This window comes from Corynebacterium sp. ACRPQ (assembly GCF_022347225.1).
Lineage (GTDB): Bacteria > Actinomycetota > Actinomycetes > Mycobacteriales > Mycobacteriaceae > Corynebacterium > Corynebacterium tuberculostearicum_D.
In genome coordinates, this window is sequence record NZ_JAKRNF010000002.1 from 31,164 (window position 1) to 48,022 (window position 16,859).

General features: G+C 58.4%; 15 protein-coding genes. 6 read left to right on the forward strand and 9 right to left on the reverse strand.

The genetic code is table 11. The features are described 5' to 3' along the window. Nucleotides 1–31 precede the first annotated feature (31 nt). The 3 genes from mutM to MHY24_RS01675 are packed head-to-tail and all read right to left on the reverse strand — an operon-like array spanning nucleotide 32 to nucleotide 2,162. Nucleotides 32–847, reverse strand: coding sequence for a bifunctional DNA-formamidopyrimidine glycosylase/DNA-(apurinic or apyrimidinic site) lyase (mutM, locus tag MHY24_RS01665; protein ID WP_239228124.1), 816 nt, complete (start codon nucleotides 845–847; stop codon nucleotides 32–34). A gap of 2 nt (nucleotides 848–849) precedes the next feature. Beyond that, nucleotides 850–1,620, reverse strand: coding sequence for a ribonuclease III (rnc, locus tag MHY24_RS01670; protein WP_239228125.1), 771 nt, complete (start codon nucleotides 1,618–1,620; stop codon nucleotides 850–852). Next, entirely contained in the window at nucleotides 1,617–2,162 is a 546-nt protein-coding gene (locus MHY24_RS01675) for a DUF177 domain-containing protein (protein ID WP_204608457.1), read from the reverse strand. Before MHY24_RS01675 ends, rnc begins: the two co-directional genes overlap by 4 nt. Nucleotides 2,163–2,312: 150 nt before the next feature. Between MHY24_RS01675 and MHY24_RS01680 the strand changes: the two genes are divergently transcribed. After that, nucleotides 2,313–2,975 carry a hypothetical protein gene (locus tag MHY24_RS01680; protein ID WP_239228126.1) on the forward strand — a complete coding sequence of 221 codons (663 nt, stop codon included), beginning with the start codon at nucleotides 2,313–2,315 and terminating at the stop codon, nucleotides 2,973–2,975. A gap of 174 nt (nucleotides 2,976–3,149) precedes the next feature. Here the strand turns inward: MHY24_RS01680 and MHY24_RS01685 are convergent, their stop codons facing one another. After that, nucleotides 3,150–3,908 (reverse strand): DivIVA domain-containing protein, encoded by a 759-nt coding sequence (locus MHY24_RS01685; RefSeq protein WP_179386675.1) that lies wholly within the window; start codon nucleotides 3,906–3,908, stop codon nucleotides 3,150–3,152. A 201-nt stretch (nucleotides 3,909–4,109) separates the two neighbouring features. Beyond that, a complete protein-coding gene (gene gdhA / locus MHY24_RS01690; protein ID WP_239228127.1) occupies nucleotides 4,110–5,456 on the reverse strand; it encodes an NADP-specific glutamate dehydrogenase in 1,347 nt (448 codons plus the stop codon). 198 nt (nucleotides 5,457–5,654) lie between these two features. Between gdhA and MHY24_RS01695 the strand changes: the two genes are divergently transcribed. Further along, the gene (locus MHY24_RS01695) at nucleotides 5,655–6,737 is read left to right on the forward strand and encodes a glycerate kinase (RefSeq protein ID WP_239228128.1); all 1,083 of its coding nucleotides are present in this window, start codon (nucleotides 5,655–5,657) and stop codon (nucleotides 6,735–6,737) included. Here the strand turns inward: MHY24_RS01695 and MHY24_RS01700 are convergent. Continuing rightward, nucleotides 6,734–7,132 carry a hypothetical protein gene (locus MHY24_RS01700; RefSeq protein ID WP_239228129.1) on the reverse strand — a complete coding sequence of 133 codons (399 nt, stop codon included), beginning with the start codon at nucleotides 7,130–7,132 and terminating at the stop codon, nucleotides 6,734–6,736. The genes MHY24_RS01695 and MHY24_RS01700 overlap by 4 nt on opposite strands. Nucleotides 7,133–7,168: 36 nt before the next feature. Here MHY24_RS01700 and MHY24_RS01705 point away from each other — a divergent pair, with 36 nt between their 5' ends. Together MHY24_RS01705 and MHY24_RS01710 are read left to right on the forward strand one after the other, a co-directional pair. After that, nucleotides 7,169–8,374, forward strand: coding sequence for an amidohydrolase (locus MHY24_RS01705; protein WP_239228130.1), 1,206 nt, complete (start codon nucleotides 7,169–7,171; stop codon nucleotides 8,372–8,374). 98 nt (nucleotides 8,375–8,472) lie between these two features. Beyond that, nucleotides 8,473–10,863, forward strand: a complete 2,391-nt coding sequence (locus tag MHY24_RS01710; protein WP_239228131.1) for a glycogen/starch/alpha-glucan phosphorylase — start codon at nucleotides 8,473–8,475, stop codon at nucleotides 10,861–10,863. A 71-nt stretch (nucleotides 10,864–10,934) separates the two neighbouring features. On the opposite strand, the gene MHY24_RS01715 is transcribed toward MHY24_RS01710, so the two are convergent. Beyond that, on the reverse strand, nucleotides 10,935–11,969 hold the full coding sequence (locus tag MHY24_RS01715; protein WP_239228132.1) for an alkaline phosphatase: 1,035 nt from the start codon (nucleotides 11,967–11,969) through the stop codon (nucleotides 10,935–10,937). A 132-nt stretch (nucleotides 11,970–12,101) separates the two neighbouring features. On the opposite strand from MHY24_RS01715, the gene MHY24_RS01720 reads away from it, so the two are divergent. Then, a complete protein-coding gene (locus MHY24_RS01720; protein WP_239228133.1) occupies nucleotides 12,102–13,445 on the forward strand; it encodes an IS256 family transposase in 1,344 nt (447 codons plus the stop codon). A gap of 103 nt (nucleotides 13,446–13,548) precedes the next feature. Next, nucleotides 13,549–14,232 carry a hypothetical protein gene (locus MHY24_RS01725; RefSeq protein WP_198010462.1) on the forward strand — a complete coding sequence of 228 codons (684 nt, stop codon included), beginning with the start codon at nucleotides 13,549–13,551 and terminating at the stop codon, nucleotides 14,230–14,232. A 7-nt stretch (nucleotides 14,233–14,239) separates the two neighbouring features. Here MHY24_RS01725 and MHY24_RS01730 read toward each other — a convergent pair whose 3' ends face one another. Further along, on the reverse strand, nucleotides 14,240–15,130 hold the full coding sequence (locus MHY24_RS01730; protein WP_005328806.1) for a cation diffusion facilitator family transporter: 891 nt from the start codon (nucleotides 15,128–15,130) through the stop codon (nucleotides 14,240–14,242). 293 nt (nucleotides 15,131–15,423) lie between these two features. Continuing rightward, nucleotides 15,424–16,839, reverse strand: coding sequence for a pyruvate kinase (gene pyk, locus MHY24_RS01735; protein WP_239228285.1), 1,416 nt, complete (start codon nucleotides 16,837–16,839; stop codon nucleotides 15,424–15,426). Between the last annotated feature and the right edge of the window lie 20 nt (nucleotides 16,840–16,859).

Consider the following 16,859-nt stretch of genomic DNA (forward strand, 5'->3'; position numbering starts at 1 on the left):
GGTTCACAACGTGAACCCCATGCGCCATAACTTATTGGCAATGGGGGCAGAAATGGGTGGACCGCCCTGAAATGACGCAGCGTTCTAAGGGCGTTCCGCAGCGCTGACAGGGCTGGCCAGCCCGCCCATACGCGGCCAAGGACCGCGAGAAGTACCCCGATTCACCATTCACGTTGACGTACAAGGAGTCGAAGCTTGTGCCACCCACTTTTAGGGCGGCGGCCATGACCTCCTGGGCCGATTCGAGCAGGGCTACGGCATCCTTTTGCCGCAACGTCGATGTCCTTTTGCGGGGCGGAATCTGTGCCGCCCACAGGGATTCATCGGCATAGATATTGCCGATTCCAGACGCCAAGGTTTGATCCAACAGTGCGGTCTTTACTGCAGTCTTCTTTGCCCGCAGGCGCCGGGCGGTTGCCACAATGTCGAAGTCTGGTTCCAACGGGTCAATGCCAATGTGGGAGATCTTCGCCCACGGTGCATAGAGCCAATAGCCAAAGGTGCGCTGGTCTACAAAGCTAAGCTCTACCCCACCGCTTAGCTTGGCGCGAATGCGCAGATGCGGCGAATCGGTCGTGCCGATTCGAACCTGACCCGACATGCCTAAGTGTATGAAGAGGACGTCGCGGTGGGGATCCATTAAATCTTCGCCCACAAATTCCAGCCACATGAACTTTCCCCGCCGAGCCACAGCGGCGATCTCCTTACTGACAAGAAGACCGGAGAGTGGCTCATCTTGGCCACGGTTGGCGCGCGGGTGCAGCACTCGTACAGACTCAAAAGTCCGCCCCACCACGTGGGGCTCAAGCCCCCGGCGGACGGACTCGACTTCCGGCAGTTCCGGCATGCTTAGCCTTCTTTATGCGCAGTGCCCTGCACCAAGAGAGGAGTTTCGCGCAAAGTCTGGCACGCCTCTTGAGCTGCTTGCTGCTCGGCCAGCTTCTTATTGTGGCCCACTCCATTGCCCACGGTCAGACCAGCGACGGTAGCTACCGCGTTAAAGGTTTGGTCATGTTCTGGGCCGGTGGAGGTAGCCGAGTAGACCGGCATCGGTGCCTTAAGCTCGGCGCACAGCTCCTGCAGGGTGGTCTTCCAATCCAGGTGGCGGCCACTCACGGTCGCATTGTCGATCTTTTCTGCAAATAGGCGCAGGATGACATCTCGCGCAGTTTCGAATCCATGCTCGCGGTAAATAGCGCCAAAGATTGCCTCGGTGGTATCGGCAAGGATGGAATCCTTATCGCGGCCACCGGTCGACTGCTCACCTTTACCCAACAAAATGTGCGGGCCGAGGTTTATCTCACGGGCGATATCCGATAGTCCGTAGCGCGAGACGATCGAAGCACGCATTTTGGAAATATCCGATTCCGGACGAGAGGGATAAGTGATGTAGAGCTGGGAGGCCACCGACAGTCCCAGCACCGCATCACCCAAAAACTCCAAGCGCTCGTTATTAGGCAAATGCCCATTCTCATTGGCAAAAGAGCGGTGAGTAAGCGCCAGGCGCAGATGTTCTGGCTGCAATTCCACGCCGAGCGATTCCAACAATGGGGTGTGGTCTACGGCAGCAAATTCGGCTGCCAGTGCCTCTTCCCCGGTTAGCTTCTTTTTGCGGCTCATAGGAACTTCTCCAAACCAGCCCAGCGGGGATCGACCTTGTCTTCCTCTTCTTCGCCAGAGATACCGGTGGTCACCCCTTCAGGCGTGTCAATCTCACAGCCGTCCTCACACACCGGCGCGAAGGGAAGGTTGAGGCCTGCCTCATCGATCACGGCCTGCAAAAGGTCCAGCTCATCATCCTCGATCTCCGGAATCTCATCTCCGGAACCTTCATCATCGGCTGCAGGATCATCGCCAGAGACAAAGGAGTCATCGGCGGCAAAGACCTGCGTGACGTGGAGATCCAGCTGCGGGTGCAGTTCCTTCAAGCAGCGGGAACATTCCCCGGTTAGCCGTCCGGATACGTTGGCGTCCACCAAGACACCTGCACCTAGAGGGGTTAAGGTGGCGTCTACGGTGAGCTCCTCGCCCTTCGGAATGGCGATCATCTCGACGCCGATCCTCTCAGGTGCGGGGCCGGTCTGGGTGCGTTGCTCCGGCAGTGCGTCAGCGCCTTGGGCGTTCAACAATTCGCCCACATCGAACTTCAATGGTGATGTCATAACACTAGGTAGTCTACCTTGCCCCGCAAACTCCGCCTAGCGGCCAGCACAGGCAAACTTTCTGTCAAGAGTCTGTCGTTTAAAGTAAAAGGGCCTATGCCTTTCCGGATTAGCCTTTTCCCAAGCCAAAGCCGTCTTTAGTGTGGAGGCATGACTTACCACTTGGCGCTAGCCTCCACGGATCCCCGCAGCATCGCACTCGGATTCGCCGTGTTTAGCTGCCTTCCTGCCGCGGTATTAACCATTGCCGGCACGCTCATGCACGCCACTCCACGGCCGGACCGTTCAGGAATCTATGGTGCTAGTGGGATTCGCCTCTTTACTGCACTCATCTGCAGCATCATTGCTGGTTTGATAGCTGGCACCATCCTGGTATTGCCCACTGGCATGGACCTTTCGGTGCTTACCGGCGCACTCATCTTTTCCCTAAGCGCAGGCGCCATTACTTGGTTCTCTCGAGAGACCATTCCCACGGCGCTTATTTCTGTAGGCACCATGCTGGTTGCCACAGGTGCGCTAGTGAGTATGTGCGCCGTGTGCTTTCCGCAGAACTTTAGTGATAGTTCTTTGACGTCACTGTCTTCCTATTTCTTTACCGCACTCGTTGCATTCCTTTTCCCTGGATTAGTAACCACAATCATTGCAGCATGTATGGCCGTCCAATCCGCCGCGCCTGCGCATCTCACCTCGAGGAAGGAAGGAAGCGCCACGTCCGCACACACCGTTAACAGCGGCTCCCCATGCACCGAATCCGGCAGTGTCCACCACACAGCCTCGCTCCCGCGCAACCTCCTGAACTGCTCACGCTGGTAGGGAAACATAAAGGTCCTGGTGGGTGGGAAGACGGCGTACGACAAACCGTCTGCCCACCCACCAGGACCTTTGGCCGTGCCTGATTTAAGGGACTAAACCATCCCTCACCCCTCAAGCCCCAGAGCCCAGTTCCATCCGGGAAATGAAGCTTAAGAGCAGGAAGAATTTAAAGGTTTAGCGCTCGTTATAGCGACGCTCGTAGTTCTCACTTTCTGCGTAGCGGGAGCCGCCCGCAACACCGCCGGCACGACTCGAGGGCTGGTAGTCGCCGCCGCGGGAACGGACCCCGGCACCGCCGCGCAGTGCAGAGCGGTCGGAGCTTACGGTGCGCAGCAGCCCATTGAGGGTGGTTTCAAATTCGCTTAGCTTGCCGTCTACAAACTCATCGCATTCACTGCGCAGACGGTTGGACTCAGTGTGGGCGGACTCCACGATGCGGTGTGCTTCCTCATCAGCGCGGCGCACAACTTCCGATTCCGAAACCATACGCTCTTGCTCGGCACGGCCTTCTGCCACGGAACGCTCATATTCATCATTGGCCTGAGCGATGGTGCGGTCTGCTTCCGCGCGGGCCTGCTCCACCATGGACTGAGCGCGAGCTTCAGCATCAGCCACTAGCTTGGCGGCATGCTGTTCTGCGTGGGACACCGTAGCATCCGCCTCCTCGCGAGCGTGGCCCACGATGTCGTCGGCCTGCGCATTAGCGTCGTTGATGGTCTGGTCCGCACGCTCTTCGGCGCCGTGGAGGATTTCATCCTGCTTATCCAAGACATCCTGCGCGTCATCAATTTCAACGGGCAGGGCGTTTCGGAGGTCGTCGAGAAGGGCGAGCATTTCATGGCGCGGAACCATGCAATTAGAGGTCATGGGGAGGCTATGGGCCTCTTCCAAGTGCTGGACTAGTTCATCTAGGGACTCAAAGACACGGTACATGCTGCGAATTTTACATGCCCTCACGTGCCAGACGTGGAGGCCACGCACCGAGTGTGTACTGAGGATTTACCCTCCAGTGCCGACAATCGCCTTCCTCCCGCCCACTCACACAATCTATGGCGCGTATTTACAGCACAAGCTCCCCTTCTCCACTACACAAAGGCAGCGCAGAAGCGGAGCTAAAAAGGAAAAAGCGAGCTACTAAATCACGCCCTGTGCCAGCATGGCGTCCGCTACCTTCTTGAAGCCAGCGATATTCGCGCCGGCAACGTAATCACCCTCACGGTCATATCCCTTAGCCGTGCTATCGATGTTTTTAAAGATATTGGACATGATCGCATGGAGGCGATCATCGGTGTACTCAAAGGACCAGGAGTCACGGGATGCGTTTTGCTGCATTTCTAGCGCGGAGGTAGCAACGCCACCAGCGTTGGCGGCCTTGCCCGGCGCGAAGTTGATCTTGGATTCTTGGAAGATGTGGACCGCCTCTGGGGTAGACGGCATATTAGCGCCTTCGGCTACGTAGCGCACGCCGCCGTCAACGAGCTTTTTTGCGGATTCGCCATCGAGCTCATTTTGGGTGGCACATGGTAGAGCTACGTCTGCCTTTACTTCCCAGATATTTCCGCCTTTGTGGAACTCCACTCCGTTTCCAGCCTCTTCGGCGTAGGTGGAAATACGTTCACGGCGGGTTTCCTTTACATCCTTGAGCAGTTCAATGTCCACGCCATTCGGGGTGGTGATGTAGCCGGAGGAATCAGACATCGCAACTACGGTGGCGCCGAGCTCTTGGGCCTTAGCGGCAGCGTAGATAGCCACATTGCCAGAACCGGAGACGATAACCTTGGCACCGTCGAAAGACTCGCCGTGCGTCTTCATCATCTCATTGGTGAGGTAGACCGTGCCAAAGCCCGTGGCTTCAGTACGGACCAGGGAGCCACCCCAGGTCAGCCCCTTGCCAGTGAGGATGCCGGATTCATGCTGGGTGGTCAGGCGGCGGTACTGGCCAAAGAGAAAACCGATCTCGCGGCCGCCGACGCCAATGTCGCCGGCCGGCACGTCGCGATATTCGCCAATGTGGCGGTGCAGCTCGGTCATGAAGGACTGGCAAAAGCGCATGACCTCCACCTCGGACTTGCCCTTGGGATCAAAGTCAGAACCGCCCTTGCCGCCACCAATGGGCAGGCCGGTCAGGGAGTTTTTGAAGATCTGCTCGAAGCCAAGGAACTTGATGATGCCCAGGTTGACCGAGGGGTGGAATCGCAGGCCGCCCTTGTAGGGGCCGAGCGCGGAGTTGAACTGAACGCGGAAGCCGCGGTTGACCTGGATTTCGCCATTATCGTCAATCCATGGCACACGGAAGATGAGCTGGCGTTCAGGCTCGCACAGGCGCTCCACCAGGCCGTAGTCCGCGTACTGCGGATCCTTTTCCAGGACAATTTTCAGCGAATCCAGGACCTCAGAAACCGCTTGGTGGAATTCTGGTTCTCCCGCATTGCGCTTGAGCAATTTGTCGTAGTACTCAGAGATTTGGCTATCTACTGACATGGTGTGCATTCCATTCTGTGGACTTGTAAGAACAGATACCAGTTTCCTATCACACTACCGATAATGCAAGCAGGTTCGAGGGTTCAGGTAGATACATACCCCCTTTACCAGCCACGTTAAAGATGGATATTTTCTGTAGTCCGTTCGAATCTTAAGCCGCGTCGTGCCCCAGCGCGGGCGGGCTTTATAATCACGGGCATGCATATTGTTGTCGCCCCAGACTCGTTTAAAGGCACCGCCTCCGCGCCCGAGGCCGCAGCCAGCATTGCTATGGGAGTGCGCCAGGCGCTTCCCGACGCCACGGTGACCACCCTGCCCATGGCTGATGGCGGCGAGGGCACCGCCGCTGTCCTTGCACAGGCGGCAGCGGCCGGTGGACAATCCGCCGAGACCATTACCCTGCCCACTACCGACGCCATCGGCCGCTTGACCCAGGCAAGCTATGTCCTCGCCGGAACCACTGCGTTCATTGACGTCGCCGCTGCCACCGGGCTGCCCGCCGTGCAGGACAGCCTTGATCCGCTCCACGCCGATTCCTATGGCACTGGCGTGCTGATCGCGGATGCAGAAACCCGCGGTGCTACCTCGATCGTGCTGGGATTGGGCGGCACCGCCAGCATTGACGCCGGGATGGGCATCCTCACCGCACTCGGCGCCGCTGCGCACGACGCCCGCGGCTATGCCCTGCCGAAGGGCGGTGCTCCCCTCGTTCAGCTCGACCACATCGATACCGCGCAGCTCAATATCAAGGCGGGCATGCTTGACTTCACACTGCTGGCAGATACCCGCGCTACCCCAGTACAAGCGGCAACCATGTACGGTCCCCAAAAGGGAGCGAAAGGCGAACAAGTAGCGCTGCTGGCCGGCGCCATGCTCCAAGCCTGCGCGGTTACCGGCACCGATGCAGATTCTGTATTTTATGGCGCCGCGGGTGGCCTTCCCATTGGCCTGTCCTGGCTCTCGCGCACCCTCTGGGGTTCAGACGAACACGTGCGCGTCCTGTCCGGCGGCACGCATGTGGCCGCAGCACTGGGGCTTCCAGAAAAGATCGCCTCGGCCGATCTCGTCATTACCGGCGAGGGCCGCTTTGATGAACAGTCTCTGACCGGCAAGGCCGTCGGAACCATCACGGATCTCGCCCAACAAGCGGGAACTCCCGTGGGCATTATCGCCGGCTCCTTCGAGCATGACACCGACGCCTACTGCGTTCCCCTTAGCCAAGAAGGCTCGTTGGCCCAGCAGCTAGCGGCGGCCGCCGGGGACATCGTCAAGCAGCTCTAAGGCCGAATGGACAGCGACCACGGGAAGATGGCGGGCCGCTCATGCGCCAGCTCATCTTCTAGCAATACGTGGTCCTTGGGCAGCACTGCATGCGGGGTGAGAAGGCGCGAGAGCACCATGCCCAGCTGATTGACCGAGCCACTCACGCCCGCCACCGCAATGTCATAGCGGTGCACGCTCGCATCCTCAAGGTCACGTTCCTCATGCTCGTCGCGATAATTTTGCCGCAGCTGCTCTTCCAACCCCTCTGGAAACTGCGGCGCCTTGGGGCGGGTAACGTCAGCTGAGGAAAGCGAACCGCTCTCCACCAGCTTGTCAGTGGCGGTGGTAAAGATTTCCGCGACGCGCTCTGCTTGCGCGTTGGGAACCAAAACATCAAATTGAATAACCGGCATAGCGCCAACCCTACCCAATCCCTAAGGTGTGAAACCATGTCTGATTCTGCCCGCATCGCCCAGCTCACCACTTCCCAAGAAGCCGATCTGGGGTGGCAGCAGGACTTTTATGAGGACCTGCACCGCCACCCCGAGCTTTCGCATGAAGAGGAGCGCACCGCCGGTCGCATCCGCGCCAAGCTCGCCGATTTTGACTGCGAGGTAGTAGAAAACATCGGCGGCTTTGGCATGGTCGCCATCTTCCGCAACGGCGATGGCCCCACTGCTTTGCTGCGTGCGGACTTTGACGGCCTGCCCGTGGAAGAGGCCACCGGCGTGTCCTATTCCGCCACTAATGGAAAGATGCACGCCTGCGGGCACGATATGCACACCACGGCGCTGCTGGGTGCCTGCGCGCTTCTCGACGCCTCCCGTAATTCCTGGTCCGGCACCTTCCTCGCCCTTTTCCAGCCGGCCGAAGAATCCTCCGTGGGAGCAAAGGACATGTTGGCCGATAACCTCATCGAGCGCGTGCCGCGTCCCGATATTTGCCTAGGCCAACACATCATGCCCGGCCGAGCTGGCACTGTGCGCCACACCGCAGGCCCCATCATGGCCGGCTGCGATTCCCTGCGCATTTGCGTCTTTGGAAAATCGGCCCACGCTTCCATGCCCCATAACTCCATCGACCCCACTTATATCGCGGCCATGATCGTCACCCGCCTGCAGGCCATTGTCGGCCGCGAGGTCGCCCCACACGAGTTCTTTGTCATCTCTGTAGGCGAGCTACACTCCGGCGATAAAAACAACATCATTCCCGAATCCGCCGAGCTCGTGCTCAATACGCGCTACTACGATCCCGCACTCGCGGAAAAGGTCTATGCCTCCCTCGAGCGCATGGTCAAGGCCGAGTGTGTGGCGTCCGGAAGCGAGCAAGACCCGACCTTTGAGTACTACGCTCACGGCGAGGTCACCGATAACGACGCCGCAGCCCACGCACCAGTGGCCGAGGTTTTCGATACCGCCTTCGGCTCCGATTCGGTCATCGCCGCCCCTTCTACCGCCTCTGAGGACTTTTGCTATCTACCACAGGCATGGGGCGTGCCTTATGTCTTCTGGCACATCGGCTGCACCCCGGAAGACGAGTTGCAAGACCCACCGGTCAACCACCAGGCGACCTTCCTGCCGGACTACGCCCCGACCGTCTACGCCTCCACTCGGGCAGCATATGGTGCGGCATTGACCTACTTGGCAAAGCCCTAGGTACCCGGCGCGCCTTTCCCTATTCCTCCCTGCAAGGCTGCGCCAATCCTATTAAGCTGGCAGGCGTTTCGTGACTTCCCACTAACTTAAGGTTTCACATGAGCCAGCCACGGCACTCTGTTTTCGAATCCACCGTTCCCTCCCATGTTCGTGCGGCCTCCGGTGTAAGCCCGCACAGCGCTTCCTACCGCAAGTTCTGGTCGGGCCTATCCGGCGCCGTCATGGAGCAGATTGCCGATAACTGGGAGCGCACCCGTTCCGCCTACGCTGCGACCCGCCAGCAGCATTACTTCTCCGCGGAGTTCCTGCAGGGCCGCGCGCTGCTCAATAACCTCACCAACCTGGGCTTGGTCGACGATGCCAAGGCAGCGGCCTCCGCTGCCGACCACGAGCTAAGCGATGTCCTCGAAGCCGAGCACGATGCCGCACTCGGCAACGGTGGCCTCGGCCGCCTTGCCGCCTGCTTCCTCGATTCCGCCGTCACCCAGGACTACCCCGTTACCGGTTATGGCCTGCTCTACCGTTACGGCCTTTTCCGCCAGTCCTTTGAGAATGGCTTCCAGAAGGAACAGCCTGATGCGTGGATGGAAAACGGCTATGACTTCATTATCCGCCGCGCCTCCGAGCAGCGCCGTGTCCACTTCGATGATATGGACGTGCGCGCCATTCCTTATGACATGCCTATTACTGGCTACGGAACCGATAACGTAGGCACGCTACGCCTGTGGAAGTCCGAGCCCATCGCTGAATTCGATTATGATGCCTTCAACTCCCAGCGCTTTACGGAGGCCATTGTCGATCGCGAGCGCGTCATGGATATCTGCCGCGTGCTCTACCCCAACGACACCACCTACGAGGGCAAGGTACTGCGCGTTCGCCAACAGTACTTCTTTGTCTCCGCATCCCTGCAGACCATGGTGGATAACTACATTGCCCAGCACGGCGAGGACCTCAGCGGTTTTGCGCAGTACAACTCCATCCAGCTCAATGACACCCACCCAGTGCTCGCCGTCCCAGAGCTCCTGCGCATTCTGCTCGATGACCACGGTCTGAGCTGGGATGCGGCGTGGAAGATCGTCACCGAGACCTTCGCCTACACCAACCACACCGTGCTCGCAGAGGCCCTGGAGAGCTGGGAAGTGTCCATCTTCCAAAAGCTGTTCTGGCGCATCTGGCAGTTGGTGGAAGAAATCGACCGCCGCTTCCGCGAAGATATGGCCCACCGCGGCCTAGATCAGGGCCGCATTGACTACATGGCGCCGGTATCCAACGGACACGTGCACATGGCCTGGATCGCCTGCTACGCCGCCTACTCCATTAACGGTGTCGCCGCCCTGCATACCGAGATCATTAAGGCCGATACGCTGTCCGAATGGCATGAGCTGTGGCCAGAAAAATTCAACAATAAGACCAATGGCGTCACCCCGCGCCGCTGGCTGAAGATGTGCAACCCCCGCCTAGCAGAGCTGCTCACCCAGCAGGCTGGTTCCGATGCGTGGGTTACTGACCTCACCCAGCTGGCCAAACTCGCCGATAAGGCCGACGATACTGACCTACTGCGAGAGCTCATTGCCATCAAGCGGGCCAATAAGCGCGACTTTGCGCAGTGGGTCAACGACCACCAAGGCGCTGAAGTCGACCCTGATTCCATCTTTGACGTGCAGATTAAGCGCCTGCACGAGTACAAGCGCCAACTGATGAACGCCCTCTACGTCCTCGACCTCTACTTCCGCATCAAGGACGAAGGCGAAACCGTGCCGAAGCGCACTTTCATTTTTGGTGCCAAGGCCGCGCCGGGCTACGACCGCGCCAAGGCGATTATCAAGCTCATCAACACCATCGCGGATCTGGTCAATAACGACCCAGCCACCAAGGACATCATCCGCGTCGTCTTCGTAGAGAATTACAACGTCTCCCCCGCCGAACACATCATCCCGGCCGCTGATATCTCCGAGCAGATTTCTGTGGCTGGTAAGGAAGCCTCCGGCACCTCCAATATGAAGTTCATGATGAATGGCGCGCTGACCTTGGGCACCATGGATGGAGCAAACGTGGAAATCGTCGAGTCGGTCGGCGAGGACAACGCCTATATCTTCGGCGCCCGCAATGAGGAGTTGCCGCAGCTGCGCGCCGAGTACAACCCGGGCGAGCTTTACCAGAGCGTGCCAGGCTTGGCCCGCGTGCTGGATGCGCTTGTCGACGGCACCCTGGGCGCCGACAATGCCGGCATCTTCGGCGATCTGCGCTCCTCGCTTCTCGACGGCTTCGGGGAGCACGCCCAAGACCAGTACTACGTCCTCGGTGACTTCGCCGACTACCGCGAGACCCGCGACCGCATGGCCGCGGAGTATCAAGAGGACGAGCTTGCGTGGGCCAAGAAGGCATGGCTGAATATCTGTTATTCCGGTCGCTTCTCTTCGGACCGAACCATCGCGGACTACGCGAACGAGGTGTGGAAGATCCAGCCGACCCCGATTTCCCAGCGCTAAGAAAAGGTCCTGCCCTTCGCTTCCACGGCGAAGGGCAGGACCTTTAGGCAAGGCGGTGTGCCTGATTCTGTTTAGCGCAGGCCCACGCGCTTGAGCTGCTCATAAATGGGCTTCAAGTCAATGTTAAGCACGCCCATCTGCGTAGCTAGGAAGCCGAGTCCGCCGACAACTGCGCCCAGAATCCCCAGACCCGTAGCTAGACCAGCAGCAAAGCCCTTGCTGCTGCCTTCCTTGCCGGCATCGGCGTCATCGGACGGGTTGGCAGCGTCTTCTGGCTGCTCTGGGTCGTCTGCTTGGCCGGTGCCATCGTTCCACCACTCATCAAAGGTCAAGTTGGCTACCAGGGTGTTGTCGATGTAGTCACCGCGGACCGAATCGGTCCCAGAGGTACGGGCCATGATGTCCTCGGAGCCGACGCCCTTGAAGAAGAACGGCACCAACTGGTTGGTGTGCTGACCGGAGTACCAACCGTGGCGAGCAACCTTGCCCTTCTCACCTTCCATAGCGTTGAAGCGGTTATCCGCCTCAGGGTTATCCTCAGTGGGAGCCTCGTTCGCACCGGAGAGATAGCCGGTTTCGTGGTCTGCGGTAACAACCAGTAGGGTCTCCTCCCACGAAGAGTTCTCCTCTACCCACTTGATGGCGGCATCGACCGATTTGTTGAAGTCCTGGGTCTCTTCGATGTCGCGCACTGGGTTATTGCCGTGTCCGGCCCAGTCGATGGCACCGCCCTCGATCATGACGGAGAATCCATCCTCATCCTGCCCCAGTGCGTTGAGTGCGCCGGTGGTCATGGTGGGGAGATCGACGACGTCGTTAAGCGGGTCAGAGTACGGCTCCTTCGCCTCGCCAGAGCGGGAGTTCTGCAAGGTGGATCCTACCTGTGCGATACCCCAGTACTTCTGGTCCGGCTTGACGTCGCCTTCCGCCATCTTCTTGAAGTCATCGTTGGACTCAAAGTAGTTCCAGTCGGTCTCGCCAGCGGAAAGCTTGGCGTAGTCCTCCTCGTACATGAAGCTGTAATCCGGAGTATCGACCTTTTGGTGGTCATTATCGTAGAACGGGTGGCCAGCGGCCATGACCAAGTCGAGGGCGCTGCCGAGCATCTCACGGCTAATGTCCTGCAGCTTATCGCGGTCCTTGTTGTGCGCGGCCCACGCCGCCGGAGTGGCTTCGGAATAGAGAGTGTCTGATGGTTTGTGTGTGGGTACCTAACCCGCATAAGGAGATGGACCAGAATGACTACTGTGGCGAGACGAGATCCGGCTGATAAGGCCAAGATTGATGCGATTGAAAAGAAGCTGCTTGCTAACCCTGACATCGCGAAGCTGATTGATGACCTAGGCACGTCTACAACGGATGCCAACGACCTGGTTCGCGGCATGTTACAAGCCTCGATTACCAGAGGCCTCAACGCTGAAATGGATGCCCACCTAGGCTACGAGTCTGGCGACAGGAGCGCTAAAGCTGCAGCTAGAACAGACAATCACCGCAACGGGTCGTATCCAAAGACCGTGGATTCTAACTACGGGCCAGTCACCGTTGATGTGCCAAGAGATCGGGCTGGAACATTCTTTCCGACTATGGTCCCTAAAGGCTCGAGGAGATTGACCGATGTCGATGACATGACCGTTAGCTTGTACGCCGGTGGGATGACAATTAGGGACATCCAGCACCATATGGCAACGGCGATGCGTGTTGATATTTCCCATGAGACGATTTCCGCAGTCACCGATGCCGTCCTCGATGAGGTCATGGTCTGGCAAAACCGCCAGCTAGACGAGTTCTACCCGGTCATTTTCCTGGACGCGCTGCGCATTAAAATCCGCGATGGCGGCCTAGTGGTCAATAAGTCCGCGTACATGGCAATCGGCGTGACTCCCGACGGTATCAAGCACTTTTTGGAATCGTGGATTGCCAAAGAAGAAAGCGCTTCATCCTGGGCGCAGGTATGCGCCAATCTTTCCAATCGTGGGGTCAAAGACGTCTTTATTGTCTGCTGTGACGGGCTTAAAGGCCTGCCAGAAGCAGTTGAGGCAACGTGGCCGAACTCTATGGTGCAAACCTGTATCGTGCACCTGATTCGTGCCGCTAACCGGTGGGTAGCCTACGGCGATCGACGGGGTGTATCGGCGGCGTTGAAAAAGATTTACACCGCCGCAGACGAGTCCACAGCCCGTGCTGCTTTAGACGAATTTGAAGCCTCTGAATTGGCAGAAAAGTATCCACGCTCAGTCAAAGTCTGGCGAGATGCATGGGCGCGTTTCGTACCGTTTCTCCAGTTCCCACCAGCAGCCAGCAAGGTCATTTACACGAAGAATTCGATTGAATCATTCAACAATGAACTGCGGAAAGCTACCCGCAACAGGGTGCAGTTCACTAACAATGAATCAGCGCTGAAGACGCTGTGGTTGATGATCTGCAATATCGAAGACAGACAAGCTGCCAAGAGAGCGAAGCAGGGCAAACGAGTCTCAGCGACAACCGGCAGACTCATGGAAGGGACCCGAGTTTCCGGCTGGAAACAAGCCATTAACCAAATGGCCGTGGCCTACCCCGACAGCTTCGACAAATACCTATAAACCTAGCCCCACACACAAACAACTTGACACCCTCCGAACAAGCAAGCATTGATAGATGCAGGTCTGCACTACATTTTGTCGGTGAAACCCCACCGTGCCTGAGGTGATTGAAACCTGGCGGCGGGAAATCCCTGGTGAAGCCTACGCCCACGGCCAGATCTGGACACAAGCCTCGGCAAGCGATGCGCGCAAACACACAACCCCGAATACGGTGACCCACTTCCAGTACTCCTATGATCGGGCCAGACGCGGCCTGCGCGGAATCAAAGAGCAAGTCGCAAAAGCCAAACGCGCTGTTGACGGCGAAATCGCCATTAAGCGCAACCGCTATTTCGATCTTTCCACCCCGAACAAGAAGGTCAACTACGCTCTTGCTGCCAAACACCGAGCCCTAGCCGGAATTAAAGGCTATGAAACCGACCTGACCGCTCTTCCCGCCCAGGAGGTTATCGGGCATTACCGCAGGCTATTCCACATTGAAAATGTCGTATCGGATGTCGAAATCAGACCTGAAAGCACGCCCAATCTATGCGAGGAAACAAAACTCGATCACAGCACATCTCAATATTGTGATGGCAGCACTAGCCGTGACCCACCTGATGGAGACCCGCAGTGGTCACTTCATCAAACGCCTCGTGAGAACACTCAAGAAATACCGCAGCTTTCAACTCGTCGTTGGCGGCGAAACCATTCACGCCGCCGTACCATTCCCGCCCGACCTCACTGCCACCATCCAAGTAATCACCGGCCGCGAACTTCCGCACAAAATTGGCCTAAGTCAGGTTAGAAGGGAATCAGCACACCGTCTCGTGGGATTCGTGCTCTGGGTGCTCAATCTGGATGGTGGAGTGCTCGATACCGTGTTCGCGCAGGGCCTGCTGGGCGGCATCCAACAGCGGGCCGGTGCCGACGGTGCCGTCGCGCACGATATGCACGGTCGTGAGCACGTTCACGCCGTCCAGGCTCCACAGGTGCAGGTCGTGGATGTCAGCAACGCCCTCGACCTGCCGCAGCGCGGGCTCGATCGCACTGGCGTCGAAGTCCGCCGGGACTTGCTCGAGCAGCACGCTCGCCGAAAGCCGCATGAGCTGCCAGGCGCGCGGCAGCACCATCGCCGCGATCGCTAGGGAGGCGATCACGTCCGCCGCCACAAACCCCGTGGTCAGTACCACGATGCCGGCTACGATTACTGCGACCGAGCCGAGCATATCCACTAACACGTGCAAGAACGCGCCCTCCACGTTGATCGAGGATTTGCGGTGCCGGTGCAGAACCCACGCCGATAGCGCATTCGCCACCAGGCCGATCACCGCGATGATCAGCATCGTTTTTCCCTGCACTTCGGCCGGGCTCTGCAGGCGGCGCACCGCCTCGACGACAATCCACACCGAGATCGCCAGCACCATCACTGCGTTCGCCAGTGCAGCAAGCACCTCCACTCGTCGGTAGCCGTACGTGGCCTGAGCCGATGCTTGTCGGCGCCCAACCAACACCGCTAACACCGCGATGATCAACCCCGCAGCGTCGGAAAGCATGTGCATCGCATCCGCCATCAGCGCCATCGAACCCGCCAACCAGCCGCCGATCAGCTCCGCGAAGAAGACGGTGCCGGTAATGCCTAGCGCAATCAAGAGTGCGCGCAGCGGCGTGCTGGAGTGATCGTGGTCGTGGTGCTCGTGTGCCATGCACTCAGCCTATCCCCGTCGACGCTTATTGACAATTAAATGAAAATGGATGGCGGTAAGCGCAGCCACTGAGGCCAAGTCGGCCTGATTTAGGTCATTGTGCAGTTGTCCTTTGAATGTGTAGAGAAGCTGAAACATGAACAACCAAAAAGTACTGCAGCCGCATGTCAGGAAAGCAACCGCTGAGCGCACTCGAGGTAAATATAAATCTACATTTGTATAAATGTATATAGAAAAGCGCCGCGACCCGTGGAACGTGTTAAAGGGTGGGTCGCGGCGCTCGTGCCAAAAATCTACTTCTTGGTTTCACCCAACAAGTGACACTGAATCATGTTGGTGTTGCCAGCAATTCCTGGAGGAGTACCAGCAATGACGACAATCATGTCACCTTCCTCATACCTGTCCATCTCCAGCAATGCATCATCGATGGCTTCCATCATGTCATCGGTGGACTTAACGTGCGGGCTCAAGAAGGTCTCAGCACCCCACGTCAGAGCCAGCTGGGAGCGAACCGCTGGGTCCGGCGTAAACGCCAACAGTGGAAGCTGGGAGTGCAGGCGAGCCACTCGCTTAGCGGTATCGCCGGAGGTAGTAAAGGCTACGATGGCCTTTGCATTGAGGCGCTCGGCAATATCGCGGGCGGAATAGGACACCACACCACGCTTGGTGCGCGGAACGTGGGACAGCGGTGGAACCTTGCCGCCATCTTCAGCGTTAGCCACGATCTTGGACATGGTGCGCACGACGTTCTGCGGGTCGATACCCACGGAAGTCTCACCAGAGAGCATAACGGCGTCAGCGCCATCGAGAACGGCGTTAGCCACGTCGGAAGCCTCTGCACGGGTCGGGCGCAGGTTAGAAATCATGGAATCCAGCATCTGGGTAGCCACGATGACCGGCTTAGCGTTCTCGCGAGCAATCTGGATAGCGCGCTTCTGGAACAGCGGCACGCGCTCCAGCGGCACCTCGACGCCGAGGTCACCACGGGCAATCATGATGGCATCGAATGCCAGCACGATAGACTCGAGCGCGTCTACTGCCTCAGGCTTTTCCAGCTTCGCAATGACCGGAACGCGGCGACCCTCTTCGTCCATAATCTCATGGACCTTATCCACATCTGCCGGGGAGCGGACAAAGGACAGTGCCACGAGGTCAACGCCGAGCTTCAAAGCGAAGCGTAGGTCAGCGATATCCTTTTCCGACAAAGCCGGCACGGAGATATCCATGCCAGGAAGGGAAACGCCCTTGTTATTGGAAACCGGGCCACCTTCGGTGACCTCACAGACGACGTCGTTGCCGTCGACTTCCTTACAAACAACGGCAACCTTGCCGTCGTCGATCAGCAGGCGGTCACCTGGCTTGGCGTCCTTCGCCAGACCCTTGTAGGTGGTGGAGACGCGGTCATGAGTGCCTTCGATATCGTCCACGGTAATGCGGACGATCTGGCCGTTATCCCACTGCTCCTCGCCGTTGATAAAGCGGCCAAGGCGAATCTTAGGGCCCTGGAGGTCCGCCAAAATACCGACGGCGCGGCCGGTCTTATCGGTGGCTTGGCGCACCCAGTTGTAATTCGCCTCGTGGTCTGCATGCTCGCCGTGAGACATATTCAGGCGAGCAACGTCCATGCCGTCCTGTACGAGGCGCAAGATACCATCCTCGCTAGCAACGGCAGGGCCGAGAGTACAAACAATCTTCGTTCTTCTATCCAGCATTATTGGCCTATTCCGTC

Excerpts from the sequence above, each read along its gene's own strand:
- mutM (WP_239228124.1), bottom strand. The coding sequence starts at position 847 with ATGCCGGAACTGCCGGAAGTCGAGTCCGTCCGCCGGGGGCTTGAGCCC.
- rnc (WP_239228125.1), bottom strand. The coding sequence starts at position 1,620 with ATGAGCCGCAAAAAGAAGCTAACCGGGGAAGAGGCACTGGCAGCCGAA.
- MHY24_RS01675 (WP_204608457.1), bottom strand. The coding sequence starts at position 2,162 with ATGACATCACCATTGAAGTTCGATGTGGGCGAATTGTTGAACGCCCAA.
- MHY24_RS01680 (WP_239228126.1), top strand. The coding sequence starts at position 2,313 with ATGACTTACCACTTGGCGCTAGCCTCCACGGATCCCCGCAGCATCGCA.
- MHY24_RS01685 (WP_179386675.1), bottom strand. The coding sequence starts at position 3,908 with ATGTACCGTGTCTTTGAGTCCCTAGATGAACTAGTCCAGCACTTGGAA.
- gdhA (WP_239228127.1), bottom strand. The coding sequence starts at position 5,456 with ATGTCAGTAGATAGCCAAATCTCTGAGTACTACGACAAATTGCTCAAG.
- MHY24_RS01695 (WP_239228128.1), top strand. The coding sequence starts at position 5,655 with ATGCATATTGTTGTCGCCCCAGACTCGTTTAAAGGCACCGCCTCCGCG.
- MHY24_RS01700 (WP_239228129.1), bottom strand. The coding sequence starts at position 7,132 with ATGCCGGTTATTCAATTTGATGTTTTGGTTCCCAACGCGCAAGCAGAG.
- MHY24_RS01705 (WP_239228130.1), top strand. The coding sequence starts at position 7,169 with ATGTCTGATTCTGCCCGCATCGCCCAGCTCACCACTTCCCAAGAAGCC.
- MHY24_RS01710 (WP_239228131.1), top strand. The coding sequence starts at position 8,473 with ATGAGCCAGCCACGGCACTCTGTTTTCGAATCCACCGTTCCCTCCCAT.
- MHY24_RS01715 (WP_239228132.1), bottom strand. The coding sequence starts at position 11,969 with ATGCTCGGCAGCGCCCTCGACTTGGTCATGGCCGCTGGCCACCCGTTC.
- MHY24_RS01720 (WP_239228133.1), top strand. The coding sequence starts at position 12,102 with ATGACTACTGTGGCGAGACGAGATCCGGCTGATAAGGCCAAGATTGAT.
- MHY24_RS01730 (WP_005328806.1), bottom strand. The coding sequence starts at position 15,130 with ATGGCACACGAGCACCACGACCACGATCACTCCAGCACGCCGCTGCGC.